Below are 23,420 nucleotides of genomic sequence, written 5' to 3' on the forward strand. Positions count from 1 at the left end.
GGCGAGGTCGCGGGCGAGGTCGGAGGGGCGGTTCCCGCTGAAGTGGGAGACGAGGTGGCCGCCGCCGACCCCGGCGCTGAAACTCCTCCGGTGGACGAGGGCGCTTGCGCCGCAGCGGTGGTCGCTGCCCCTGCGGACGCCACTGCCCCAGAGGTTGTCGGCGACCCGGAGGGTGTCGGTGACCCGCTCGAGCAGGCGGCTAGCGGGCCCAGCAGCGCCGCCAGCCCCAGCGCCGCGAGGCAGCGGGCCGGCATACGACCGGTCATCGCTGGAAGTGCTGCCAGTCGAAGCCGCTCAACCAGGTGAACCCGTTGCCCAGCAGCGCCTTGGTGAACGGCGTCGACGGGGTCAGCATCCCGGGGCGGTAGGGCGTGCGCGCGACGTAGGCCTGGCCGTTCTTGGGCAGCCAGACGCCGGACGGGATGCGGTAGGGGTTCTCGACGGTGTTGATGTCGACGGAGGTGCCGTAGCTGTGCGGGGACATCCGGTAGGGGTTGCCCGTCACGCGCCGGCAGTTGAAGCCGTTGGTGTTGTCGTGCTCCATCGAGATGATGTCGTCGCCGCCGTAGACGCTGGCGTCGCGCATCTCCCGGATCGGGAACCTCCCGTTGAACGCCGTCTGGAAACTGTTGAGGATCGGGGTGACGTTCGCGGTCCGGATGACGAGGCGCCCGCGGTGGATCCGCCCGTCGAAGCCCCAGTGGTTCATGTCGATGGTGCGCAGGCTGGCCGGCCCGACGGGGCATCCCGCGCGATGGGTGCGCGGCACGTCGGCGGCGACCGTCCCGCGCACGACCGGGTCCATCACCGCGACGCGGTTGATGCCGCGGGACGGGCTGGCCGCGACGACGCCGTTGGGCACGGTGATGGCCGTCCGCACGGTGACGACGCCGACCGCTCCCTGGCCGTAGGTCAACGGGAGCGTGAAGGCGCCCCCTGCGCGCGTCGTGCCGATCTGGGAGGTGCGCCACCCGGCTGGCGTGAGCACCTCGGTTCGGACCCGGATGCCCGCGATCCGCGGCGAGACGACGCCGGTCACGGGCGGGTTCTTGAGCGTGTCGGTCGCGGGCGGCACCGTCATGGTCACCGACGGAGCGACCACCGCGCGCGCCACCTGAGCCGACGCGGGTGCACCCTCGACCACGGCCTGATAGCTGCTCGTGCCCACGGCCCCCATCGGGCCGGTCCACGAGAACGCGCCGCTCGTCCCGGTGGTCGCGGTCGCGACCTGCACGTATGCCGCCGCACCCGGCGCCTTGCGCAGGATCCGCACGGGCCTGCCGGCCCGGGCCGGCAGGACCATGCCGACGACCCGGGTCTGCCCGACGCCGGCCACCCAGTCCCACCCTCCGCATCCCGCGCACTGCAGCGACACTCGCACCTGCTGGCTGTCGTGGGTGCGCGGCGCGGTGGGCCTCGGCGAGGGCGGCGGCGCCGGCGGGGTCGTGCTCGTGGGTGCGCCGACGGGAGCACCTGGCGCCTCGCTCGTCGGGGCCGAGGTGGTCGGGGCCGAGGTGGTCGGCGCGGCGGTGGCCGGGTCGTCGGCAGAGGCAGGGCGGGTCGGTGCGCCGGGCAGGGAGCTGCCAGCCGGCAGGCTGCTCGGCGCCGGGGCCGGTGTGCTGCCCGCGAGCGCCCAGGCGGACGGGGCCACCCCGAGCGCGCCTGCGGCAGGCACGAGCACGGCGGCCATGGCGAGTGCTGTTGAACGGCGCATCATCGGTCCCCCAACCTGACTTTCGGTCGATGATAGACACACGCACAGTCACGTCAGCAGGTTGCACCGCTCTGAGACCAGCTCGACGAGTGCCCGTCGGACCGTCAGACCGTCCGACGGTCCGGGGGGCCGCCCGGTCGACGGCGAGGCGTCAGTCGAGAGGTGTCAGTCGATGAGGGAGCGCAGGACGGGCACGAGCCCGTCGTCGTCGACGTGCCCCGTGACCTCGTCCGCCGCGGCCTTGACCTCGTCGGGCGCATTGCCCATCGCCACGCCGCGGGCGGCCCAGGACAGCATCTCGAGGTCGTTGCGCTGGTCCCCGACGGCGACCGTGTCGGAGGGGTCGACGCCGAGCTTGCGGCGCACGAGCTCCAGTGCGGACGCCTTGGAGACGCCCTCCGGCGCGATGTCGAGCCAGGCCGAGAAGCCCACGGCATACGAGACCCCGTGCAGACCCACGGCGTGCACCTGGGCGAGGAAGTCCTCGACCGGGGTCTCGGGCTGGCGCAGGGTCACGCGGGTGGCGGGGGTGTCGATGAGCTCGTCCCAGCCGACGACGCGAATCTTGCCGTCCAGCTCGCCGTCGGGGAAGGGCGCGTTGACCTTGAAGCCCTTGCCGAGCTCCTCGACGGCGGCGAGCGCGCCGGGCATCTTGTCCCGCAGCAGCCGCAGCGACGGTCCGGGGTCGAAGGTCACGACCTCGGTGAACTTGTAGCCCTTGCGCTTGTGGGGGTCGAGCTTGAGGGTGACGGCGCCGTTGGAGCAGACGGCGCGACCCTGGCTGATCCCCAGCGTGCGGATGATCGGCATGGTGGCGACGCACGCGCGTCCGGTGGCCATGACGACGTGCACCCCGGCGTCCGCCACGGCCTGGACGGCCTCCTGGACGGCGGGGGACAGCTCACGGGCGTGGTTGATGGTGGTGCCGTCGATGTCGAGGCAGACCATCCGGGGGCCGTGGCGCACGGGTCAGCGACCCGATGCCGTCAGGGCCTCGCGGCCACCGAGCCACGGCCGCAAGGCGTCGGGCACACGCACGGACCCGTCGGCCTGCTGGTGGTTCTCCAGGAGGGCGACGATGGGCCGGGTGTTGGTGGCCATCGTGCCGTTGAGCGTCGCGACGACGCGGGTGCCGCTGCCCTGGGGGTCGCGCTCCCGGATGCCGAGCCGGCGCGCCTGAAAGGTGGTGCAGTTGGACGTCGACGTCAGCTCGCGGTAGCGCTCCTGGCTCGGCACCCACGCCTCGCAGTCGAACTTGCGCGCCGCCGGGCCACCGAGGTCGCCGGCCGCGACGTCGATAATGCGGTAGGGCAGCTCGAGCGCGTCGAGGATCCGCCGCTCGATGCGCAGGAGGTTGTCATGCTCGGCCTCCGCGTCCTCGGGGCGGCAGTAGACGAACATCTCCGTCTTCTGGAACTGGTGGACGCGGAAGATGCCCTTGGTGTCCTTGCCGTGGCTGCCCGCCTCGCGGCGGTAGCAGGTCGAGGTCGCGGTGTAGCGCAGCGGGCCGTCCGACAGGTCGATGATCTCGTCGAGGTGGTAGCCCGCGAGGCCGACCTCGGAGGTGCCGGTGAGGTAGAGCTCGTCTGCGGGCAGCTGGTAGACCTCGTCGGCGTGGCTGTCGAGGAAGCCGGCGCCCGCCATCGTCTGCCCCTTGACCAGGTTGGGGACGACGAGCGGGACGAAGCCCTCCTCGGCGGCGATCTGCTGACAGAGCCCCATGAGGGCGTACTCCAGCCGCGCCCCGTCGCCCTTGAGGTAGTAGAAACGGCTGCCCGCGACCTTGGCCCCGCGCTCCAGGTCGATGATCCCGAGCGCCGTGCCGAGCTCGACGTGGTCCTTGACGTCGATCCCCTCGGCCGCGAAGTCCCGTGGCGTACCGACGGTCTGGCGCAGCTCGAAGTCCTCCTCGCCGCCGGTGGGCACACCGTCGACGATGACATTGCCGATGCGGCGCATTTCCTTGGCAAACTGCTCCTGCGCGAGGGCCAATTGGCCCCTAGCCTCTCCGAGGGCCCTCGGGCCGTGGTGGTTCTGATCGCGCATCGCCTTGGACTCCGCCATGAACCGCTGTGCGGCCTCCAGGTCCCCTCCCTTGTCGGCCCGCTTCGCCATGCCCACGAGCCGACCGACCTCCTTCGAGATGCGGTTCTGTTCAGCTTCCGTGGACTCGACGTGAGTGCGGAGGGCACGCACCTCCTGATCCAACTCGAGGATCTGGTCGACGAGGGTGTCGTCCTCGCCGCGGGCACGTTGCGACTTCCTGACCCGCTCGGGGTCGTCGCGCAGCAGCTTGATGTCGATCACGGATTCAGCCTAGTGGCCTGCGACGACACCCCTCCACCTCGTATGCCGGACGGGCCGGGCGCTCGCGTGGTCGCCGCCTCGGCCCCGATGGCAGGACGCGGCATACGACCCGGGGCCACGAGGCGGCACCGATCGGGCCCAAACGGGGTTAGCCCAGGCATTCGCACGGGTACCGTTCAGGCGTGCCAGACATGTGGATCCTCGTCATCGGCGTCGCCGTCGCCGTCCTGCTGCTCGTGCTCGTCCTCGCCACCCGGGGACGATCGGGTGCAGCGCGGCCGTCGGACGCGGCCGGCAGCTCCGACAGCACCGACAGCACCGACAGGGCTGCTGGCGCCTCGACCGGCGTCGCGAGCGAGACCACCCCCGAGCCGGAGCCGCTCCCCCGCGCCGCGGTGATCGTCAACCCCACGAAGTTCGACCACGTCGCCAAGGTCCGCGACGAGGTCCGCGCGCTGTGCCAGGAGACCGGCTGGGACGAGCCGCTCTGGCTGGAGACGACCGAGGACGACCCGGGCTCGGGCCAGACCAAGGAGGCGCTCGACGCGGGGGTCGACGTGATCTGCCCGCTCGGCGGCGACGGGACCGTGCGCACGGTCGGGAGCGAGATGGCCCGCGCCCGCTCCGAGGTCCCGATCGGCCTGCTGCCCGGCGGCACCGGCAACCTGCTGGCCCGCAACCTCGACCTGCCGGTCGACTCGCTGCGCGACGCCCTGGCCATCGCCCTGACCGGCGAGGAGCGCGTCATCGACGTCGGCGTGCTCCGCGTCAACCCTGCCCCGATGGACGGCGAGGGCGAGGTCGATGACCAGCCCGTCGACGCCGAGGCGCTGGCCCCGGAGGACACCGGCCCCGAGGAACTGCACTTCCTGGTCATGGCCGGCATGGGCTTCGACGCGGACATCATGGCCGACGCGCCCGAGGGCCTGAAGTCCAAGGTGGGCTGGGCCGCCTACCTCGTGTCCGGCGCCAAGCACCTGTGGGGCGCCCAGTTCAAGGCCCAGGTCACGACCGACACCGAGACCTTCTCCCGGCGCACGCGCAGCGTCATCATCGGCAACTGCGGCAAGATCCAGGGCCTGGCGCTCATGCCCGAGGCCCAGGTCGACGACGGCAAGCTGGACGCCCTCATGCTGTCCCCCGACGGTGGCATTGGCTGGGGCGCGGTGCTCCTGCGCCTGGTCACCGCCAAGCGCAAGGGTCACCACCGCGTCACGCACCACACCACGCGCAACATCACCGTCAACGCCAGCCGCGCGGTCCAGGTCCAGCTCGACGGCGACACCATCGGCGAGCGCACGTCCATCAGCGCCCACGTCCTGCCCGCAGCCCTGCGGGTCCGCGTCGCCTCCGCCACCGCCTCCGCCACCCCGGCCTCGGGCGCCTCCAAGGGGGACGTCGCCGCGTGAGCCCCACCCGGCGGACCAGCCTGCGAGGACGGCTGCGGCGCCACCATGCGCGCCAGCTCGCCCGCGCCGTGCTGACCGCCGTGGTGCTCAGCGCACCGGTCATCGCCCTCGCCGTGCTCGTGCAGCAGCGGTTCGCCCCGCTCATGGAGCTGGACCAGCGCGCGATCGTCGCCGCCACGGACGTCACCCGTGCGCACCCCGACCTGCGCTCGGCGCTCGTCCTGTGGCAGGAGATCTGGCAGCCGTGGCGGGCCTACCTCGCCGCGACGCTGGTGTGCCTGTGGACCTGGCGCGCTCGCGGCATGACCGCCCGCTCCTGGTGGGCGTGGATCACGATGATGCTGGGCTGGAACCTGTTCTTGCAGGTCAAGCTGCTCGTCCAGCGAGCGAGGCCGGTCGTCGACGACCCGGTGTCCCACGCGCCGGGCTACAGCTTCCCGTCCGGGCACGCCGCCAACACCGCAGCCATCTGCATGGTCCTGGTGGTCCTGCTGTGGCCGCTCCTGCGGACCCGCGCCCAGCGCGTCGTCGCCGTCGTGCTCGCCGCGGTGGCGACGGTCACGGTCCTGCTCGACCGCGTCTACCTCGGCGTCCACTTCCCCTCCGACGTGACCGCCGGCCTGCTCCTCGCGGCGGCCTTCGTCTACGGCTCGTGGCGCGGCTTCGTCCACGTGCCGGCGACCGGCGAGCACGGCATACCGGCCAACCCGGCCGACCCCAGCACCGAGCGCACCGAGGCGCTCGGCACGAGGAGAACCTGACATGCCCTTCCTGCTGCGCTACGACCTCGACAGCTCCCGCCCCAGGGCAGGAGCGGCGTTCAAGGATCTCCTCGTGCGCGCCATCGCGCCGGGCATCGTGCTGTTCCTCGCGATCTACGGCTTCGGCCTGGCCCTGATGGGCCCGCTCAAGAGCTGGGACACCGCCGAGGAGCCGATCAACAAGGACCTCGAGTCGGGTCGCACCAGCCTGTGGAACTCCGTCACGATGGTGTGGTCGCACATCGGCAACACGGAGTACATCATCGGGTTCTGCCTGATCATCATCGCCCTGGTCTGGTGGCGCACCAAGGAGTGGTGGTATGCCGTGATCCCCGGCATCGCCATCGCGCTGCAGGCCAGCATCTTCGTCGCCGCGACCGAGCTCACCGGCCGCCCCCGGCCCGAGGTCAGCAAGCTCGACCCGGCGCCCCCGACCTCGTCCTACCCCAGCGGGCACGTCGGCGCGGCCACCGCGCTCTACCTCTCCCTCGCCTTCATGGCGCACCGGATCGACAACGTCGTCCTGCGCCGCCTCGTCCAGTTCGTGTGCGTCCTGATCCCGTTCCTCGTGGCCTACGCCAGGGCCTACCGTGGGATGCACCACGTCATCGACATCGTCGTAGGCATGCTCAACGGTGTCCTGTGCGCGCTGATGGCCTGGCTCTGGTTGCGCCGCAAGGAGGCTCGTTCGTCATGATGGCCCCGCACCACTACCACTTCGACCACGTGTGGCAGGTGCCGCTGCCGCTCGGCGAGGCCTACGACGTCCTGCTCGACGTCGACCGCTACGCGCAGTGGTGGCCCCAGATCCGGGCCACCGAGCCGCTGCCCGGGGACGCCCGACGCCTGTCGGTGCGCTCGCTGATCCCGGTGACGCTCAAGATCGTCGCCACCAAGCAGATCCTCGACCGCGACAACGGCGTGCTGCGCGTCGGCCTCGCCCAGGACCTCGTGGGCTATGCCCAGTGGGACCTGTCCTGGCAGGGCGACACCACCACCGCCGCCCGCTGGACCCAGGACGTCTATCTCACCAACCAGCACCTCGAGCGCATGCCGGTGACCAGCCACCGTCTGCTGCGGATCAACCACACGCACATGATGCGGGCGGGCGAGCAGGGGCTGCGCAAGTACCTCGCCGTCAGGCCAGACGCGTCATCTGCTGAGCAGTGATCCCGCTGCGGTCCACCCGATAGACCTTGGCGTCGTCGCGCTCGGTCACGCACGCCTGGACCTTGCCGTCGAGGACGTGCAGCGCCGCGCCGTCGTCGGCCGCCCAGCCCACCGGCAGCTCGCCCTCGCGCACCCACGACAGGTAGTGCGGGGCGCGCTCCGCCTCGCTGTCGAAGTGCGGCGAGAAGGACCCGCGCACGAAGCCCAGGCCGCCGCGCCAGGGGTCGATGCCGCCGAACGAGTCGGTCGTGCACGCCTCGCACCAGACGTTGGCCCCGGCACTCGTGCCGGCGAACACCACGTCACGCTCGGCCCGCAGGTCCCGCACCGCCTGGCTGACCCCGTGCGCGTCCCACAGCGCCATGAGGTTGACGGTCGAACCGCCCCCGACATACAGCAGGTCGATGTCCCCGAACCGCTCGAGGGCGTGCCGGGCGTCCTGCCACAGCGTGAGCACCATCGTCTGCACGCCCAGGCCGCCGAAGGCCGTGAGGAAGCGGTGGACGTACTCCGGGTCGTCGGCCGACGCTGTGGGCGCGAAGCAGACGAGGGGGTTGGACCTGCCCGTCAGCTCCAGGGCGTACCGGTCGAGGGCCGTGGCCGCGTTGTCGGGCGACATCGAGAAGCCGCCGCCACCCATGCAGAGGATGTGCGTCATGCCTCGACCCTAGTCAGCGGTCCCGGTCGTCGCGCGGCAGGGGTTGCTCCGGCCCGGGTGAGACGCCCCACACCTCGGCGCTCAGGGGGTGCGCAGCGAGCGCAGCCAGGACCGCGCGTGCTGGAAGTCCGCGTCCTGCGTGCCCGCGGCGACGGTCGCGGCGAGCCGGTCCGCGCGCGGATAGCTGCCGAGGAAGCGCACGTCCGCGCACACCCTCCGCAGGCCCATCAGCGCCTCGCCGACCCGCTCGTCGTCGACGTGCCCCTCGATGTCGATGCTGAAGCAGTAGCGGCCCATGCCCTCCCCGGTCGGGCGGGACTCGAGCCGGGTGAGGTTGATCCCCCGCACCGAGAACTGCTCGAGCAGCCCGAGCAGCCCGCCCGGGTGGTCCTCGTGCTGGTAGAGGACCATCGTCGACTTGTCGGCGCCGGTGGGCGCCGGACCGCTGCCCGGCCGGGACACCAGCACGAAGCGCGTGACGGCGGCTCGGTTGTCGCCGATGTCGCCGGCCAGCAGCTCCAGGCCGTGCACGGTGGCGGCGACGGGCGCGCACACGGCTGCGTCATACGGGGTCTGGTCCTCGGTCGGCCCACCGAGGCCGGCCGCGGCCGCCGCCGTCGACAGGGTCGGCACGTATGCCGCCTCGGGGAGCCGCGTGGACATCCAGCCGCGGACCTGGGCCCAGGCATGGGAGTGGGTGCCGACGGCGCGGACGTCCGCGAGCGTCACGCCCGCCGGTGCCGCGAGGACGAAGGTGATGGGGACGAGCATCTCGGCGACCACCACGAGCGGGTCGCCGGTGGCGAGGGCGTCCAGGGTGGCGCTGACGCCGCCCTCGACGGAGTTCTCGATCGGGACGACGGCCGCGTCGACCTCGCCCGCGCGCAGGGCCGCGAGGGCCGAGTCGACCGAGCCGTGAGGCACCCGCTCGGCGTCGGGCGCGGACGCCTCGGGCCGCTGCAGCAGCGCCTGCTCGGTGAAGGTCCCGGCCGGACCCAGATAGGCGTAGCGCATGCGGACTCCCTCGACGCGGGTGGACGCCCGCCGCCGCGGGTGCGGGGGCAGGCGTCCACGATCATGGCTCAGTCCGACGCGGTCAGCGCCTGCCTGAACGTCATGCGAGACGAGGTCTGCATGAGCGAGCGGCGGTACATCCGCTCGCCGAGGACCATCGCGACGGCGGCGAAGGCCAGGGTGAGCGCCAGGGCGATGACGCCCTCCCACCACTGCGCCGAGCCGTCCATGAGGCGCGTGGGCATGAGCATCGAGGAGAGCACCGGCACGTAGGACAGCGCCACCCGCCACGCCCCCGCCGCCATGAAGGAGGCGAAGAAGCCGATGATCAGCACCATCGTCAGCGGGGTCGTGGTCTGCTGGAGGTCCTCGTTGCGGGTCGCGAGAGAGCCCGCGACCGCCCAGATGCAGGCCAGGGCGAGGAAGCCCGCGAGGAAGAACAGGACGTACCAGATCGCCGCGGTCGCCACCCCGCCGAGCATCTCCTTGAACGGGGTGAAGCTGATCCCGACGAGCCCGACCGCGAGGTAGAGCACGATCTGGCCGACCGCGATCACGGTGTTGCCGATGACCTTGCCCGCGAGCAGCTGCCGCACGGGGATGGCCGAGGCGAGGATCTCGACGATGCGCGACTGCTTCTCCTCGATCACCGACTGGGCGATCTGCATGCCGAACATCAGCGCCGCGAAGTAGAAGAGCATGGCGAACACGCCTCCGACGACCTTGGCGGTGACCTCCTTGGACACGTCGGTCCCGAACAACGTGCGGGTGGTCACCGCGGTCTGCCGGCTGATGGCCTCGGGGGTCGTGCCCGCCCTGGCCGCCGTGGTGGCGAGCGTCTGCGAGGTGAGCACCTGACGGGTGGCCGAGGTCAGGTCGGTCGGCGCGGTCTCGTTGCTGGTGATCTGCCAGCCCTCGCCGGAGCGGGCGAGCAGGACGTCAGCATCACCGTCCTGGACCAGGCGCTCGGCGGCCGCCTGGTCGGCGACCTGGGTGACCTTGACCTCGTCGGAGTCGTCGCGGGCCGACATGGTCCGACCCACCGCCTCCGCGAGCGTCCGGCCCTCGGCCGAGGCCACGGCGACCGTCGTGGCGCTGGTGCGGCTCGCCATCCAGCCCTGGAACCCGGTGATCCCGATCAGCAGGACCATGGTGATGACGGTGCCGATGATGAAGTTCTTGTCGCGCAGCTTGACCGCCATCTCCCGGGCGGCGACCAGCTGCCAGGCGTTGCGGGGCGCGCGGCCCCCGCCCGGTGCCGCGGCGCCCTGACCTGCCGGCGTCGACGGGGAGGGATGCGTGTCGGGGGCCATCTGGGTGCTCATGCCGTCACCTCTCGGTAGATCTCGCTCAGGCTGGGGCGCACGCGGGCGAACTCGGTGACCGTGCCGCGTGCGAGGGCCTCGGTCAGCAGCCGGCGGTCGGCGCCGGCCTCGAGCAGCTCGACCAGGGCCGACGGGCCGTCGACGTCGACCACGTGCAGCCCCGGCTGGGACCGCACCCATCCGGCGTCGCCGCCCAGGACGATGCGATGACGCTGCGGCCCCCTCGACCGCAGCTCGTCGGCGGTGCCCTGGGCGACGACGCGGCCCTTGCTCAGCACGACCAGGCCGTCGCACAGACGGTCCACGAGGTCGAGCTGGTGGCTGGAGAAGAGCACGGGCACGCCGGTGCGGGTGTGCTCTCGCAGGAGGTCGACCATCGTGTCGACGCTGGCCGGGTCGAGCCCGGAGAACGGCTCGTCCAGGATCATCACGCGGGGCCGGCTCATCACGGCCGCGGCGATCTGCACGCGCTGCTGGTTGCCGAGCGACAGCGACTCGAGCTTGTCCTTGGCGCGGTCACCGAGGCCGAACCGCTCGAGGTGCTGGTCCGTCGCCTGCTGGGCGTCCGGGCGCGACATCCCGTGCAGCCGACCGAGGTAGACGAGCTGGTCGGCGATCCCCTGCTTGGGGTAGAGGCCGCGCTCCTCGGGCATGTAGCCGAACGTGCGGCGGTCCGCGGTGGTCACCTCATGACCGTCCCAGCGCACCTCGCCCTCGTGGATCTGCAGCAGGCCCATGATCATCCGCATGGTCGTCGTCTTGCCGGCGCCGTTGCCGCCCACGAAGCCGATCAGCTGCCCCCTCGGCACCGCGAACGACACGTGGTCCACGGCGGTGTGGTCGCCGAACCGCCGCGTCAGGTCCTGGACCTCGATCACGTCTCACCCCTCCTCGTGCGGGTGGCCCCGGAAGCGGTTCTTCCGGCATACGGCCTGCTCGCACCACCCAACCTAGGAGGTCGCGAGGGGGCGCACCTCCCCCGCGAGGATGATCTCGTCGCGGGGCTACTCCCCCGGCTGGATGAGGCCCGACTCGTAGGCGAGGACCACGGCCTGCACCCGGTCCCGCAGGTGCAGCTTGGCCAGGCAGCTGGACACGTGCGTCTTGACCGTCGCCTCGCCGACGAAGAGCTCGCGGGCGATCTCGGCGTTGGAGAGCCCGCGGCCCACGAGGACGAGCACCTCGCGCTCCCGCTCGGTCAGGGTGGCCAGGGCGGCCGTATGCCGGGAGCCGGCCGCCGTCTCGGCGGGTGCGGGACCCTCGGCCGCCGCCATCTGGGCGATGACCCGGCGGGTGACCTCGGGAGCGAGGAGGGCGTGCCCGTGGCCGACCGCGCGGACGGCGTCGACGAGCTGGTCGGGGTCGGCGTTCTTGAGCAGGAAGCCGCTGGCGCCGGCGCGCAGCCCGTCGAAGAGGTAGTCGTCGTTGTCGAAGGTGGTGAGGATGAGGACCTTGGCGAGGTCCTCGGCGGCGATCACGCGGGTCGCCTCGATCCCGTCCATGACCGGCATCTGCACGTCCATCAGGACCACGTCGGGGTGCAGGCTGCGGGCCTGGTCGACGGCGACCGCGCCGTTGGCGGCCTCGCCGACGACCTCGAGGTCGTCCTCGACCGACAGCATCAGCCGGAACCCGTTGCGCACCAGCGCCTGGTCGTCCGCGAGCAGCACCCGCAGGACCTGCGCGCCGCCCACCATGTCGTTCCCCCGGTCGTCCCCCATGGCCGACACCCTAGCGACCTGCTCGGACGCAGGTGTCCCCAGTCCTCGCTGGCAGGGGTCACGTGCCCCCGGCCGCGCGGCCCCGGTCACGAGCCGGAGGTCAGCGGGAAGCGGACCCGGACGCGATAGCCGCCCGTGGCCCGGGGGCCGATCTCGGAGGTGCCGCCGTGGGAGGCGATGCGCTCGCGCATGCCGAGCAGCCCCAGCCCCGACCCGGAGGTGCCGGGCCGCGGTCGCCCCTCGTCGAGCACCTCCGCCTCGACGAACCTCCGCTCACCCTCGCGGTCGATGCGCACGACCACCCCCGCGGCGTGCGCGGTCGAGTGGCGGCGGACGTTGGCGAGCGCCTCCTGGACGGTGCGATAGATCGACAGCCCGACCGGCATCGGGACCTCGGTGAGCGCACCCGGCCGGTCCTCGACGACCTGGTAGGTGACGGTGAACCCCGGGCGCGACGCGGCGTTGACCAGCTCGGCGACCTGGTCGACCCCCGGCTGGGGAGCGCGGTCGCGGTCTGCAGCCGCGTCGTCGGTGGCCGCTGCACCGGGGTCGCCCCCGGTCGGCCGGTCCGTGCGGCGCAGGGTGCCGAGCAGCCCGCGCATCTCGCCGACGGCCTGCCGCGAGGACTCCTCGACCTGGCCCAGCGCCGCGGCCGCCGCCTCGGGGTTGCGGTCCAGCACACGGCGGGCAGCCGCAGCCTGGACCCCCATGACCGAGACGTGGTGGGCGACGACGTCGTGCAGCTCGCGAGCGATCCGCAGCCGCTCCTCGACGACCTTGCGGTCGGCCAGCTCGTCGGCCTGCTGCGCGAGCTGGACCGACTGACGCTCGAGCAGGTCCCGCGAGCGCGCCTGCCGCCAGGCGGCCTGGCCGCCGACGATGCCGCCGCCGAAGTAGACGAGGTTGGTCACGACGTCGAAGACGACGGAGGCCTGGACGATCGGGAACAGCCCCTGGGCGGGCCGGACGTCGTCGCGACGGTCGAGGATCTCCTGCACCGCCGTGCCGAGGGCGTACTGCCAGGCGATCCAGCCGAACATCAGGACGAGGACGGCCCCGACCAGCCCGAGCATGGCCCGCCGCGAGCGCGCCCACGCCACCCCGGTGAACAGCGCGAAGACGTAGACGCACTGCATCGTGAAGCCCCGCATGACCTCCGGCACGGTGATGCCCACGAGGAACATGTGCAGCTGGAGGATCCCCATGACGAGCAGCGGGTGGCTGCGCCGCCAGACCAGCGGCAGCGTGCCGAGGGCGATCAGCAGGTGCTGGACCCACACGGGATGGTCGACGTAGCGGGGGTCGGCGATGCTGCGGACGAGTTCCATGCCGAGCGCGCCCCAGACCCACAGCGCCAGGGCGATCCACAGGTCGTTGCGACGTTGGGACGCCGTCGGCCCGGGGCGCTCCCAGAGGTCGTCGACGGCGAAGAACGCACGGATGCGCTCGCCCGCGGCGGTCAGGGTGGTGGCCATGGCCGAGATCCTAGGGGCGAGCACCGACGGACCACCTCCCTCTCGAGGTGGAGAAGGACCCGCCCCTGCTGTCCGATCTGGACGACTGGTCGATCTGGCCGATAGCCCGGTCGGTCGGCCGATAGCCCGGTCGGTCGGCCGGTTGCGGGGGCGAGTGGCGCTGAGGCGGGCGGACGCGCTGCGCCTGAGCGGGTCTGTCAGGGGTGCGTCCTAGGCTGACGCCGTGACCGCCCCTTCCCGCCTGCTCGCCCTGCTGGGCGGTATGACGGCCCTGTGCCTCCTGCTGCTCGGCGTGGTCACCGGGGCCGGGGTCGCCGCGGGCGCTCCTCGCGCTGCCGCCTCCGTCCGGCCGGCCACCGAACGGCCGGCCACCGAGCGGCCGGGCCCCGGCCCGGTCGTCGTGGTGGGTCTGCCCGGGCTGGACGCCCACGACCTCGACCCCGCCCGCACGCCCTCCCTGTGGTCGATGCTGGAGGGTGGCGCATCGTCCTCGCTGATCGTGCGGTCCGTGCACCTCACGACCTGCCCGGTCGACGGGTGGCTGACTCTCGGCGCGGGCGGGCGCGCGGCGCAGCCCGACCAGGGCGACGACCCGCGTCCGCCCTGCTCAGCCCTCCCCTCGGTCGGGTCGGACGGCGTGATGACGGGGTGGCAACGCTATGTCGAGGCGGCGTCCCGCACCCGCCAGGACAGTCGGCTCGGCAGCCTCGCGGCGACGCTGGGACAGCGGGGCGACTGCGTCGCGGCGATCGGGCCTGGTGCGGCGGTCGGCGCCGCCGACGGCGACGGCCGGGTGGGGAGCGCGACGGCATACGAGCCCTCGACGTTGCCGGCCGACCTGGCCCGGTGCCCGGTGACGCTCGTCGACCCGGGCGGGCTGACGACCCGCGACCGGGGTGCGCGGGCGACCCAGCTGGCGGGGCTCGACGCCCGGCTCGGCGAGGTGCTGGCCGCCACGCCCGAGAACGCCACCGTGATCGTCGCGGGGCTGGCCGACGACGGGCCCGCCGAGCGCGTGCGCGTCGTGCTCGAGAGGGGTCCGGGCATCGCGCCCGGCACGCTGCGGTCCTCGGCGACCCGGCAGGACGGCATGGTCCTGCTGACGGACCTGGCCCCCGAGGTCGTCGCGCTGCGCGGAGGCAGCGGGCCGGCGTCCTGGACCGGCGACGCGTGGACCGTCCTGCCCGACGACGGCACGGCGGCGGCGCGCCGGGAGACGATGGTCGACACGGCGCAGGCGGCGCACCAGGTGCAACCGCTCGCCGACCCCTTCTTCAAGACCTGGGCGATCGGGCAGCTGGTGCTCTACCTCGGGGCGCTTCTGCTCGCGCGACGCTCGTCTACCGGCGACGCGACGCGCAGGCGGCTGGCGCGTGGCGTGCGCGCGGTGGCCGTGGTCGCGGCATGCGTCCCCGCCGCCACCTATCTCGCGGCGCTCGTCCCCTGGCGGCGGGTGGGGCCGCCGCTCCTCACGCTCAGCGCCGTCGTGGCCGCCGTCGCCCTCGTGCTCGGATCCATGGCGCTGGCCGGCCCCTGGCGGCGCCACCCGCTCGGGTCGCCGGCCGCGGTGGCCGCCATCACCGCCCTCGTCATCGCCGGCGACGCCGTCACCGGCTCGCGCCTCACGCTCTCCACGCTCATGGGCGAGCAGCCGACGATCGGGGGCCGGTTCTACGGCCTCGGCAACGTGGCGTTCGCGCTCCTGGCCACGTCGGTCCTGCTGCTCTGCGTCGCGGTGGCCGACCTGGGCGCGCGTCGCGGCCGTCCGCGAGCCGGCGCCCTCGCCGCGCTGGCGATCGGTCTGGTCGCCGTCGTGGTCGACGGGTCTCCCACCTGGGGAGCCGACCTCGGCGGGCCCGCCGCACTCCTGCCCGCCGTCGCTGGTCTGGTCGTCGTGGCGCTCGGGCTGCGCCTCGGCTGGGGACGGGTCCTGATGGTCGGCCTCGTGACGGTCCTCGCCCTCGTCGGGCTGGCGGTCGTGGACTACCTGCGGCCCGCGTCGTCCCGCACGCACCTCGGACGGTTCGTCCAGACCGTGCTCGACGGCGGCGCGCTGGACGTGATCACCCGCAAGGCCCAGCAGAACCTCGACATGCTCACCGGCTCTCCCCTGGCGATGCTGATCCCGGTCGGCCTGGTCCTCGTGATCGTGGCCCTGCTGCGCCCGCACTCAGCGCTGGGTCGGCCCCTGCTGCCGGCCTACGACCGCGTCCCGCTGCTGCGCACCGGGCTGATCTGCATCGTCGTCATGTGGTTGATCGGCTTCGTCATGAACGACTCCGGCACCGCCATCCCCGCCGTCGGCGCTACGGTGCTCGTGCCACTGCTGATCGCTGCCGTGCTGGACGCACGAAGGACCGACCGCAGATTCAATCGAGGAGGCCGAGGAACTGGCGGCGCGCCCTCATGGCGTGGATGACGAGCTGGTTGCCGCTGTCGAAGGTCACGATCACGAGCTCGAGAAGGCGTCCATGGCGGTCGAACCCCAGCACGAATTGCTTGGCAGGGATGTCGTCGTCCGGCTCACTCTCGTACGCACGATGAGCGACGGCGTGCAGGATATCTTTCTCGCCGATGCCGTCCTTGAGGGCCGAATGGTTGACCCTCACGCGACGTAAGCGCGGATCGCCGCTCGGATGATGTCCGAGCGGCTCGTGTTCTCGTGCTCCGCACGCTCATCGAGGGCTCCGATGAGCGAGACGTCGAGCCGGACGGGGACGACGCGACCCGGACCATCGCCCTTCGACTTGCGGCCACGCTTGCGCAGCGCCTCGACGTCATAGCCGCGTTCCGCCTCATCAGCCCAGGCCTGGATCATCTCGTCGGTGACCGGCACCCCGTTGACTGTCTCCATCATCAAATCGTATTACGATATAGGCAACCCCGACAAGACCCTCTGAACGCCGATCTACAGCATGCCTAGGCGCTCGCCGGGCTGAGAGGCGAAGTCAGTGACCTAGGGTGGGATGGTCTCGCGCATCGCGAGAGACACTCTCCTCACGATGATCTGGGGGCCTGTCGTGCAGACCATGGTGATGACGGGTGCGAGCCGGGGCATCGCGGGAGAGGCCCTCGCGAGGATCGTCGATGCCGCCCCAGGCGCGCACGTGCTGGTCGTCGTCCGAGACGCGGCGCGACAGGCCTGGGCGTCAGCGTTCGACGAGGTTCGGCTCGTCGAGGCAGATCTGGCCAGGCTGCCCGACGTCGCTTCTGCCGCTCAGCACATCGCTCGCCTCGTCGACAGCGGCGAGGTGCCCCCGATCTCGACGATGGTGCTCAACGCCGGCATCCAGCGCGTGGATGCGAACGGCCGCACCGAGGATGGCTTCGAGCCGACGTTCGCGGTCAACGTCCTGGCCAACCACGTCCTCGTGAGGAGCTTGGCCGATCGGCTCCAGCCAAGGGGGCGGGTGGTGATCACCGTCAGCGACACCCACTTCGGCGACCTGAGGCACAACCTGGGCATGGTCCCAGGCCCGCAGTGGCGAGATCCCCACGTCCTGGCCAGGCCCGGCGCTTTCGACCGGCCGGGCACCCTGCGGGCCGGCCGCACCGCGTACTCGACCAGCAAGCTGGCAGCGATCCACCTGATGCACGAGTACGCCCGCCGCTACCCCGAGCGGGTCGTCCTCGGCTACAACCCGGGCTTCGTGCCCGCCACCGGACTTGCTCGCGATGCGGGCCCGCTCACCCGCTACGCGATGCAGCACGCGCTCCCCCTGCTGGCCAGGACTCCGGTCGTCGGCACGGTTCAGGGCGCCGGACGTCAGCTGGCCGACCTCGCCCTGGGGCGACTCGACGCCCCGGCCGGCGCCTACGTCGACCGCGACCGGGTCGCCCGCTCCTCGCCTCAGTCCTACGACCCGGCCCGTGAACGGCAGCTCTGGGAGGCCGCCGAGAGGCTGACCGGCCGCGCGTGACCGAGCTCGTCTCGTCGAGCCACGAGGGCGGCACGACGCGGTTGCCAGCACCCGAGGGCCGGCTCCTGCTCGACGGCACCATGATCAGGTGGAGCGGGACCGCCTCTGCGCGTCACAGCTGCAGGTGCAGGCGCAGGGCCTCGTCGACGGCGGCCATGAGGTGCGCGGGGACCCGGCCCACCGCCGACCCCACACGCTCGACGGCGATCGAGCACACCTGCTCGGCCTGAGCCTTGGAGTCCACCCGGAGGCCGGTCTCGCTCGCCGCGAGCAGCACCTGGAACGGAAAGACCCGCTCGACGTTGCTGGTGACCGGCACGACGGTCACCGCTCCGCGACCGAGCCGTCGTGCCGTCGTGTTGGCCCGGTCGTTGCTGACGAGGACAGCAGGGCGACGCTTGTCGGCCTCGCTGCCGCGCACCGGTTCGAGGTCGACCAGGACGATCTCACCCCGCAACATCGGTGAGCCCGTCCGACGAGGCCGGAGCCCACGCATCCTCGTCACCCAGGACGGCCCATTCTTCCCAGGCGGCGGCATAGGCGGCCTCCAGCTGCGGGTCCTGGAGACGGCGAATGGCCTGCTGGACGCCGGCCGACCTCGACTCGAGCCCGGACTGCTCGACATACCGGTCGAGGGCCGCGAGATCCTGGGCGCTGAGACTCACACTCACCTTCATGCCACGACACTACCCGGATAGCATCGCGATTACTACCCAGGTAGCACGCTCATTCGACCTCCGAGGACCTGGGGCCGCGACCCGGCGCCTTCTCCGGATCGTCCTGCGCAGGCATGAGGAACACGTACGCCTCCCACGGGGCCACCCCCTCAGGGTGACTCCACCGGGACCTACCCGAGCGCGACCCGTACTCGCGGACCACCGCCTGCAGCCGCTCCTGGAGCTCCGCGCCCTCCTCGGGCGTGAGCCACAGGCGCTCCCGCGACACCATGCCGACCTCGTCGGACCCCTGATCGGCGCGCGCCAGCATGCGATGAACCCCGGCCTGGAGGTCCTCGAACCAGGAGGACAGCGATCGTCGGCTGGTGGTGGATCCGGCCAGCCGGTGCGCCTCCGGCGTGATGGCGATCGAGGTGGCGGCGCTGCGCCACGGCCGCTCACGACGGTCGCCGGTGGTCTCGTCGCGGGTCGCGATCCCCCACCGCTCCAGGGCGCGCAGGTGATAGCTCGTGGCCGACGGGGTCAGGCCCACGAGACGCGATGCCTCCGTGGCGGTCAGCACCTCCCCGGCATACAGCTCGGCGATCAGCCGCTGGCGTGCGGGGTGCGCGATGGCTCGCAGAGCCTGCGGATCGGTGATCGTGAGCGCGTCGGGTCGGCCGGCCATGAGGCCAGGCTAGTTGCCGGGCTCATCATGAAGCAGTACCTTCACATATGTGAAACAAATCCTTCACACCTATGTCGCTGCCTTCTCGCACCGGGACGCGGTCATCCTGCTCGCCGCCGGAGCCCTGTCGACGGTCGGTGACGCCATGGCGCTGGTCGCCCTCACGCTGCGGACGCACGACACCCAGGCCGGGCCGTATGCCGTGGCCGGCCTCCTCGTGTGCTTCGCCCTGCCCCTGGTGCTGACCATGGGGATCGCTGGATCCGTCGCGGACCGCGCGGACTCGCGCACCGTCCTCGTCACCGGCAGCCTGGTCCAGGCAGCGGCCGCCGGGGGGCTGGCGCTCACCACCGACTACGCCGCGACGCTCGTCCTCGTCGCCCTCCTGCAGACGGCGTTCGCCTTCACCAGCCCCCTGTGGACGAGCCTGCTGCCGCTGGTCGCCGGGGACGAGCTGGCCGGTGTCCTCGTCTCGCTGCGCCAGGGCCTGCGCACGGCCTCCACCCCCGTCGGCGCGGCCGCTGGCGGGCTGCTCGTCCAGCACCAGGGCGCGTCGGCAGCCCTGGCCATCGACGCCGCGAGCTTCCTCGCCCTGACCGTCGCGGCGCTCCTGCTGCGCACCCGCCGCCGGCGGGCCGCACAGCCGGATCGCCTCTCGGCCTCCCCGGGGCCGGCGCTCCGGATCCTGCGCGGCCACCCGACGACCGGCATCCTCGTGGCGGCCGTGCTGCCGTTCATCCTGACCCTGGAGTCCGTCAACGCCGTCGAGGTCTCCCTGCTGCGGGACGTGCTGCACGCGAACGCGGCCGACTACGGATGGGCCGAGGCTGCCGCCGGGGTCAGCGCCACCGTCGGAGCCCTGCTGGCCGGAACCGTCACCACCTCCTCACGGCGGGCCCGGCTGCTCCTGGGGACGCTGGTGCTCGTCGCGGCCACCCAGGCCGGGCAGGGACTGGCGATCTCGGTGGGAGTCTTCGTCGTCCTGGGATGCGTGGTCGGCGGCCTCCTCGGCGCCACCAACACGTGGCTCATCGCCGTCCTCCTCGCCGAGATCCCGGACCGCGAGCGCGGCCGGGTCCTGGCGGCGGTCGAAGGGGCGGCACGCGCCTGCACGGTGGCGGCGCTCGCGCTCGGCGGGACGCTCAACCTGCTGGTGGGGCCGCGGACGGCATACCTGGTCGTCGGCGCAGCCGGACTGGCGATCAGCACGACGGGCGCCATCGCCCACCACCGAGCAACGCGGGCGACCCCAGCAACCCCAGCAGCCGGGCCGACCCCGGTGAGCCCGGGCACCAACGACGAGGTCGCTCAGCCCGAGTGAGGCCCGACCTGCTGCGCCCAGCGGCTCCAGCGCACGCGCTCGTGCGACCGGACCAGCTCGACGATCGCCCAGATGCCGGTGACCAGCGCCAGGGCGAGGCCACCCCAGGTCATCACCATCGTCCAGGCCGGTGGCCCGCTGGACCCGGCGTCGGCGAGGTCCATCCCGATGGAGCAGCCGACGGCCCACAGCGCCGCCCCTAGCAGGGCCAGCCCCGCCAGGATGGCGGCCTTGGCGTAGCTGCGGATCCAGCCGCGATCGCTCTGCATGACGTGGTTCCCTCCCCTTGTCAGCGTGCAGCCCCACCGTCGCACCGCGACCTGAGAGATGACCGGACGCCGTTCGGCGACGGGCACCCGTCAGGGGTCGACGGCGCGACGTGCACGGCGTACGATCGATGTATTGATCCGAATGCCCTTCGGATCAAAGTGCACCGCCCCCCGGGCCAACCATCGGCGGGCATACCAGCCGAGGAGTCCTCATGGGCACCAGCGCACCTCCCGCCAGCATCGTCATGTCCCGCATCTTCCACGAAGGCTTCGCCACCGGCGAGGGGGCCATCGTCGACGAGCTCTGCTCCCCCGACCTGGTTGAGCACCAGTTCGGCCTCGCCGGCACCGGCCAGCAGGCCATCGAGCACGTCAAGGCCGCGATGCGGGCCGTCCACACGGCCGTGCCCGACATCGCCTTCACCATCGAGGACGAGGTCAAGGACGGCGACACCATCTGGGTCCGCGTGCGGGCGCAGGGCACGGCGACCGGACCCTTCTTCGACCCGCCGAGCAGACGGCCGCTGGACTTCACCGTGGTGGACGTCGCCCGGGTCGTCGACGGCCGCATCGTCGAGCACTGGGGCGTCCCGGACCGGTTCGCCATGCTGGCCCAGTCGGGGGTGCTCGAGCGCCTAGGCTGACCGCGCAGCACGACCCCCACTCTCAGGAGCCGCATGAGCGCGTCGGCCGACGCCACCTCGCCCCGGCGCTACCGCTCGTCGAGGCGCACCGAGCAGGCGGCCGCCACCCGCGACCGGATCGTCGACGCGGCACGTCACCTCGTCGTCGAGCAGGGGTATGCCGCCACCACCGTCTCGCAGGTGGCCGCGCGCGCCGGGGTGGCGGTCGACACGGTCTACGCGGCGGTGGGCCGCAAGCCGGAGCTGCTGCGGCAGGTGCTGGAGACGGCCATCTCGGGCACGGACACCGCCGTGGCCCCCGAGGACCGCGACTACGTCAGGGCCGTGCGGGCGGCCCCGACCGCGCGGGCCAAGCTGGCGGCCTACGTCGACGGGCTCCTGCTCCTGCAGCCGCGCCTGGCGCCGGTCGTGCTCGCGCTGCGCGACGCCGCCGCCACAGACCCCGAGTCGGCGGATCTGTGGGGCGAGATCACGCAGCGTCGGGCGGGCAACATGCGTGACTTCGCACGAGACCTCAGGGCGACGGGCGAGCTGCGGGCGGACCTGGACGACGACGAGGTCGCCGACATCATCTGGAGCATGAACGCCCCGGAGTACTGGACCCTGCTCGTCGACGAACGCGGCTGGAGCACACAGAGATTCGGGGCGCATCTCGTGGACTGCTGGTCACGGACGCTGCTCGCCCACCCGTGAGGGCCAGGCAGCTCAGGCGCTCGGTCGGGCAACAGCTCAGGCGCTCGGTCGGGCAGCGCGGCGGGCCCGCAGGCGCCGCACGGCGAGCGCCCGCCACACGTCGCGGTACTGCGCGGCCCGGTGCAGCTGGCCACGCCAGTCCGAGCCGGTGACGCGGTGGTGCACCGCGCACGGCACCTCGACCACCCGCAGTCCGGCGGCGAGCACGTCGATCGTCATCGCCGTCTCGACGCCCCACCCGGCCGCCAGGGGTTGCGCCGCGTCGTAGGCCTCGCGGGTCAGGCAGCGCATCCCCGACAGGGGCTGCGTGGGCGTCCAGCCCGTCAGCGACCGGATGCCCTCACGAGCCAGCCGCACCACGAACCCGTGACCCCCACCGGCGGAGCGCTGCGGGGGCAGGATCGCGATGGCGAGGTCGGCCTCGCCGCCGGCCACGGGCGGCACGAGCACCCCCACCTCGGCGGCGGAGTCCTCGAGGTCCGCGTCGACGAGCAGCAGCAGCCGCCGGGCCGTCCCGGTCCGGCCCTCGTGCTCGTCGCGGCGCTCGACCACGGCCGCCCCGGTCTGCAGGGCGGCGGCCTTGCCGCGGTTGCGGGTGTGCCGGGCGACCACGGCGCCTGCGCCATGGGCGATGGACTGCGTGCCGTCGCGCGACCCGTCGTCGACGACGACGACCAGGTCGACGCCGGGGATGGCGGACGCGGCCCGGATCGTCGAGGCGATCCGCGCGGACTCGTCCTTGGCCGGGATGACGACCGCCACCGGCCGTGCGTGGTCACCGCTCACGGCGGACCCTCCGTCAGCGCAGGGTGATCTGGCGGCTGAGCAGACCCGAGCGAGCCCGTCGCTCGTCCGCCGACAGCGGCGTGCTGCCGGCCAGGGCCTCGGCATACCGCTGCTGCATCTGCTGGGCGGGGTCGGAGAAGGAGGCGGGGTCCGCCTCGGGGTCGACCTCCCAGACGGGGATGAGCAGCCCGCAGGCGCGGAAGGCGCCGAGCAGGCGGTGGGTGTCGGTCAGGGCGCTCTCGCCGCGCGCGTGCAGGCGGGCGAGTGCGTCGGTGGCGGCATCCTCGTCGTCGGGGAGCACCTGGCGGACATAGGCACGGTCGCCGATGAGGCACCAGTAGGCGGACCGCACGCCGTCCAGCTTGACGGTGGGGATGGCGCTGTCGTTGGCGCGCTGCAGCGACTCGCGACCCTCCTCGTCGAGGTCGCCGTCACCGACCCAGAAGTCGAAGCCCTCGTGCACCGTGATGTCGAGGGGGGCGGACGGGTCGAGGAGGTCCTGCAGCCGTGGGGTGTCCTCCGTGGCGAGGGGAAGCGTCGCGACCGGGCTGCCGGGCTCGGTCTCGGCGGCGGCCAGGAGCACCTGGGCGAGGTCGCGGCTCGCGTCGCCGCTGCTCGTCCCGGACTGCAGGCCCGCCAGGACCTCGCCGTCCGCGCGGCGCAGGCCGGGCCAGGCGAGGGGCAGCACCGTCACGAGCGTCGCGGTCGACACGTCGGCCACCGGCTCGCGCAGCGTCACCGTGGCCGTCGCGGCGGGCACGATCTCGCGCATCGCCACGAGGTCGGTCTCGCTCTCCATCCCCTCGAAGGGACGGCGCGCGAACGGCGCGGGACGGGTCTTCTTGGTGTCGCCCTTGCGGCGGGATGCCTTACCCATGCTCGCCACCCT

Annotated in this window: 26 protein-coding genes; 9 read left to right on the plus strand and 17 right to left on the minus strand. The window is 72.6% G+C overall.

The window, feature by feature from the left end:
• Positions 1-262 precede the first annotated feature (262 nt).
• The 3 genes from B4E97_RS03075 to serS all read right to left on the minus strand — a co-directional run bounded on the left by B4E97_RS03075 (position 263) and on the right by serS (position 4,021).
• Positions 263-1,717, minus strand: a complete 1,455-nt coding sequence (locus tag B4E97_RS03075; RefSeq protein ID WP_286958673.1) for a M15 family metallopeptidase — start codon at positions 1,715-1,717, stop codon at positions 263-265.
• Between the two features lie 162 nt (positions 1,718-1,879).
• Entirely contained in the window at positions 1,880-2,680 is an 801-nt protein-coding gene (locus B4E97_RS03080; RefSeq protein WP_286958674.1) for an HAD family hydrolase, read from the minus strand.
• Between the two features lie 3 nt (positions 2,681-2,683).
• The gene (gene serS, locus B4E97_RS03085; protein WP_286958675.1) at positions 2,684-4,021 is read right to left on the minus strand and encodes a serine--tRNA ligase; all 1,338 of its coding nucleotides are present in this window, start codon (positions 4,019-4,021) and stop codon (positions 2,684-2,686) included.
• 191 nt (positions 4,022-4,212) lie between these two features.
• On the opposite strand from serS, the gene B4E97_RS03090 reads away from it, so the two are divergent.
• The 4 genes from B4E97_RS03090 to B4E97_RS03105 are packed head-to-tail and all read left to right on the plus strand — an operon-like array spanning position 4,213 to position 7,361.
• Positions 4,213-5,430: a diacylglycerol/lipid kinase family protein gene (locus tag B4E97_RS03090; protein WP_286958703.1), complete on the plus strand. Its 1,218-nt coding sequence runs from the start codon at positions 4,213-4,215 to the stop codon at positions 5,428-5,430.
• Positions 5,427-6,191: a phosphatase PAP2 family protein gene (locus B4E97_RS03095; protein WP_286958676.1), complete on the plus strand. Its 765-nt coding sequence runs from the start codon at positions 5,427-5,429 to the stop codon at positions 6,189-6,191. Before B4E97_RS03090 ends, B4E97_RS03095 begins: the two co-directional genes overlap by 4 nt.
• A gap of 1 nt (position 6,192) precedes the next feature.
• On the plus strand, positions 6,193-6,888 hold the full coding sequence (locus B4E97_RS03100; RefSeq protein WP_239265262.1) for a phosphatase PAP2 family protein: 696 nt from the start codon (positions 6,193-6,195) through the stop codon (positions 6,886-6,888).
• Complete coding sequence (locus B4E97_RS03105) at positions 6,885-7,361, plus strand: SRPBCC family protein (protein WP_029210191.1); 477 nt, start codon at positions 6,885-6,887, stop codon at positions 7,359-7,361. Before B4E97_RS03100 ends, B4E97_RS03105 begins: the two co-directional genes overlap by 4 nt.
• On the opposite strand, the gene B4E97_RS03110 is transcribed toward B4E97_RS03105, so the two are convergent.
• The 6 genes from B4E97_RS03110 to B4E97_RS03135 form a co-directional block, all read right to left on the minus strand.
• Complete coding sequence (locus tag B4E97_RS03110; protein WP_019285380.1) at positions 7,330-8,019, minus strand: peptidase E; 690 nt, start codon at positions 8,017-8,019, stop codon at positions 7,330-7,332. The two genes, B4E97_RS03105 and B4E97_RS03110, sit on opposite strands and share 32 nt — an antisense overlap.
• Positions 8,020-8,100: 81 nt before the next feature.
• Positions 8,101-9,033, minus strand: a complete 933-nt coding sequence (pheA, locus tag B4E97_RS03115) for a prephenate dehydratase (RefSeq protein WP_029210192.1) — start codon at positions 9,031-9,033, stop codon at positions 8,101-8,103.
• Between the two features lie 68 nt (positions 9,034-9,101).
• Positions 9,102-10,358 (minus strand): ABC transporter permease, encoded by a 1,257-nt coding sequence (locus B4E97_RS03120; RefSeq protein WP_286958677.1) that lies wholly within the window; start codon positions 10,356-10,358, stop codon positions 9,102-9,104.
• Positions 10,355-11,236, minus strand: coding sequence for an ABC transporter ATP-binding protein (locus B4E97_RS03125; protein WP_019285383.1), 882 nt, complete (start codon positions 11,234-11,236; stop codon positions 10,355-10,357). Before B4E97_RS03125 ends, B4E97_RS03120 begins: the two co-directional genes overlap by 4 nt.
• A gap of 126 nt (positions 11,237-11,362) precedes the next feature.
• Positions 11,363-12,079: a response regulator gene (locus B4E97_RS03130; protein ID WP_240483917.1), complete on the minus strand. Its 717-nt coding sequence runs from the start codon at positions 12,077-12,079 to the stop codon at positions 11,363-11,365.
• Positions 12,080-12,165: 86 nt separating this feature from the next.
• Entirely contained in the window at positions 12,166-13,554 is a 1,389-nt protein-coding gene (locus B4E97_RS03135) for a sensor histidine kinase (RefSeq protein ID WP_286958678.1), read from the minus strand.
• A 223-nt stretch (positions 13,555-13,777) separates the two neighbouring features.
• Here B4E97_RS03135 and B4E97_RS03140 point away from each other — a divergent pair, with 223 nt between their 5' ends.
• A complete protein-coding gene (locus B4E97_RS03140) occupies positions 13,778-15,973 on the plus strand; it encodes a hypothetical protein (protein WP_286958679.1) in 2,196 nt (731 codons plus the stop codon).
• Here B4E97_RS03140 and B4E97_RS03145 read toward each other — a convergent pair.
• Both B4E97_RS03145 and B4E97_RS03150 read right to left on the minus strand, forming a co-directional pair.
• On the minus strand, positions 15,924-16,163 hold the full coding sequence (locus B4E97_RS03145; RefSeq protein WP_286958680.1) for a DUF4258 domain-containing protein: 240 nt from the start codon (positions 16,161-16,163) through the stop codon (positions 15,924-15,926). The two genes, B4E97_RS03140 and B4E97_RS03145, sit on opposite strands and share 50 nt — an antisense overlap.
• Positions 16,160-16,390: a ribbon-helix-helix domain-containing protein gene (locus B4E97_RS03150; protein WP_308191443.1), complete on the minus strand. Its 231-nt coding sequence runs from the start codon at positions 16,388-16,390 to the stop codon at positions 16,160-16,162. The genes B4E97_RS03145 and B4E97_RS03150 overlap by 4 nt, the downstream gene beginning before the upstream one ends.
• 166 nt (positions 16,391-16,556) lie before the next feature.
• On the opposite strand from B4E97_RS03150, the gene B4E97_RS03155 reads away from it, so the two are divergent.
• The gene (locus B4E97_RS03155) at positions 16,557-17,474 is read left to right on the plus strand and encodes an SDR family NAD(P)-dependent oxidoreductase (protein ID WP_286958682.1); all 918 of its coding nucleotides are present in this window, start codon (positions 16,557-16,559) and stop codon (positions 17,472-17,474) included.
• A 112-nt stretch (positions 17,475-17,586) separates the two neighbouring features.
• Here B4E97_RS03155 and B4E97_RS03160 read toward each other — a convergent pair whose 3' ends face one another.
• Genes B4E97_RS03160 through B4E97_RS03170 form a run of 3 tightly spaced genes read right to left on the minus strand, consistent with a single transcriptional unit; the run spans position 17,587 to position 18,818 of the window.
• Positions 17,587-17,934, minus strand: coding sequence for a type II toxin-antitoxin system PemK/MazF family toxin (locus B4E97_RS03160; protein WP_029210199.1), 348 nt, complete (start codon positions 17,932-17,934; stop codon positions 17,587-17,589).
• A complete protein-coding gene (locus tag B4E97_RS03165) occupies positions 17,921-18,151 on the minus strand; it encodes a ribbon-helix-helix domain-containing protein (RefSeq protein ID WP_019285392.1) in 231 nt (76 codons plus the stop codon). The genes B4E97_RS03160 and B4E97_RS03165 overlap by 14 nt, the downstream gene beginning before the upstream one ends.
• Positions 18,152-18,200: 49 nt before the next feature.
• Positions 18,201-18,818: a winged helix-turn-helix domain-containing protein gene (locus B4E97_RS03170; protein ID WP_029210200.1), complete on the minus strand. Its 618-nt coding sequence runs from the start codon at positions 18,816-18,818 to the stop codon at positions 18,201-18,203.
• Between the two features lie 49 nt (positions 18,819-18,867).
• Between B4E97_RS03170 and B4E97_RS03175 the strand changes: the two genes are divergently transcribed.
• Positions 18,868-20,139, plus strand: coding sequence for an MFS transporter (locus tag B4E97_RS03175; protein ID WP_286958683.1), 1,272 nt, complete (start codon positions 18,868-18,870; stop codon positions 20,137-20,139).
• Here B4E97_RS03175 and B4E97_RS03180 read toward each other — a convergent pair.
• Entirely contained in the window at positions 20,127-20,408 is a 282-nt protein-coding gene (locus B4E97_RS03180; protein WP_019285395.1) for a hypothetical protein, read from the minus strand. The two genes, B4E97_RS03175 and B4E97_RS03180, sit on opposite strands and share 13 nt — an antisense overlap.
• A gap of 212 nt (positions 20,409-20,620) precedes the next feature.
• On the opposite strand from B4E97_RS03180, the gene B4E97_RS03185 reads away from it, so the two are divergent.
• Complete coding sequence (locus B4E97_RS03185) at positions 20,621-21,052, plus strand: ester cyclase (RefSeq protein WP_286958684.1); 432 nt, start codon at positions 20,621-20,623, stop codon at positions 21,050-21,052.
• Positions 21,053-21,085: 33 nt separating this feature from the next.
• Positions 21,086-21,745 carry a TetR/AcrR family transcriptional regulator gene (locus B4E97_RS03190; protein ID WP_286958685.1) on the plus strand — a complete coding sequence of 220 codons (660 nt, stop codon included), beginning with the start codon at positions 21,086-21,088 and terminating at the stop codon, positions 21,743-21,745.
• Between the two features lie 36 nt (positions 21,746-21,781).
• Here B4E97_RS03190 and B4E97_RS03195 read toward each other — a convergent pair whose 3' ends face one another.
• Both B4E97_RS03195 and B4E97_RS03200 read right to left on the minus strand, forming a co-directional pair.
• Entirely contained in the window at positions 21,782-22,531 is a 750-nt protein-coding gene (locus B4E97_RS03195) for a glycosyltransferase (protein WP_029210204.1), read from the minus strand.
• A gap of 13 nt (positions 22,532-22,544) precedes the next feature.
• Positions 22,545-23,408, minus strand: a complete 864-nt coding sequence (locus B4E97_RS03200; protein ID WP_286958686.1) for a DUF5926 family protein — start codon at positions 23,406-23,408, stop codon at positions 22,545-22,547.
• Positions 23,409-23,420: the final 12 nt, after the last annotated feature.

This window comes from Arsenicicoccus sp. UBA7492, assembly GCF_002479615.1.
Taxonomy (GTDB): domain Bacteria; phylum Actinomycetota; class Actinomycetes; order Actinomycetales; family Dermatophilaceae; genus Arsenicicoccus; species Arsenicicoccus bolidensis.

Coding starts and splice junctions, on each gene's coding strand:
- B4E97_RS03075 (WP_286958673.1), bottom strand. CDS start 1,717: ATGATGCGCCGTTCAACAGCACTCGCCATGGCCGCCGTGCTCGTGCCT.
- B4E97_RS03190 (WP_286958685.1), top strand. CDS start 21,086: ATGAGCGCGTCGGCCGACGCCACCTCGCCCCGGCGCTACCGCTCGTCG.
- pheA (WP_029210192.1), bottom strand. CDS start 9,033: ATGCGCTACGCCTATCTGGGTCCGGCCGGGACCTTCACCGAGCAGGCG.
- B4E97_RS03105 (WP_029210191.1), top strand. CDS start 6,885: ATGATGGCCCCGCACCACTACCACTTCGACCACGTGTGGCAGGTGCCG.
- B4E97_RS03090 (WP_286958703.1), top strand. CDS start 4,213: ATGTGGATCCTCGTCATCGGCGTCGCCGTCGCCGTCCTGCTGCTCGTG.
- B4E97_RS03100 (WP_239265262.1), top strand. CDS start 6,193: ATGCCCTTCCTGCTGCGCTACGACCTCGACAGCTCCCGCCCCAGGGCA.
- B4E97_RS03170 (WP_029210200.1), bottom strand. CDS start 18,818: ATGGCCGGCCGACCCGACGCGCTCACGATCACCGATCCGCAGGCTCTG.
- B4E97_RS03185 (WP_286958684.1), top strand. CDS start 20,621: ATGGGCACCAGCGCACCTCCCGCCAGCATCGTCATGTCCCGCATCTTC.
- B4E97_RS03200 (WP_286958686.1), bottom strand. CDS start 23,408: ATGGGTAAGGCATCCCGCCGCAAGGGCGACACCAAGAAGACCCGTCCC.
- B4E97_RS03165 (WP_019285392.1), bottom strand. CDS start 18,151: ATGAAGGTGAGTGTGAGTCTCAGCGCCCAGGATCTCGCGGCCCTCGAC.
- B4E97_RS03110 (WP_019285380.1), bottom strand. CDS start 8,019: ATGACGCACATCCTCTGCATGGGTGGCGGCGGCTTCTCGATGTCGCCC.
- B4E97_RS03160 (WP_029210199.1), bottom strand. CDS start 17,934: ATGTTGCGGGGTGAGATCGTCCTGGTCGACCTCGAACCGGTGCGCGGC.
- B4E97_RS03130 (WP_240483917.1), bottom strand. CDS start 12,079: ATGGGGGACGACCGGGGGAACGACATGGTGGGCGGCGCGCAGGTCCTG.
- B4E97_RS03180 (WP_019285395.1), bottom strand. CDS start 20,408: ATGCAGAGCGATCGCGGCTGGATCCGCAGCTACGCCAAGGCCGCCATC.
- B4E97_RS03135 (WP_286958678.1), bottom strand. CDS start 13,554: ATGGCCACCACCCTGACCGCCGCGGGCGAGCGCATCCGTGCGTTCTTC.
- B4E97_RS03155 (WP_286958682.1), top strand. CDS start 16,557: ATGATCTGGGGGCCTGTCGTGCAGACCATGGTGATGACGGGTGCGAGC.
- B4E97_RS03120 (WP_286958677.1), bottom strand. CDS start 10,358: ATGAGCACCCAGATGGCCCCCGACACGCATCCCTCCCCGTCGACGCCG.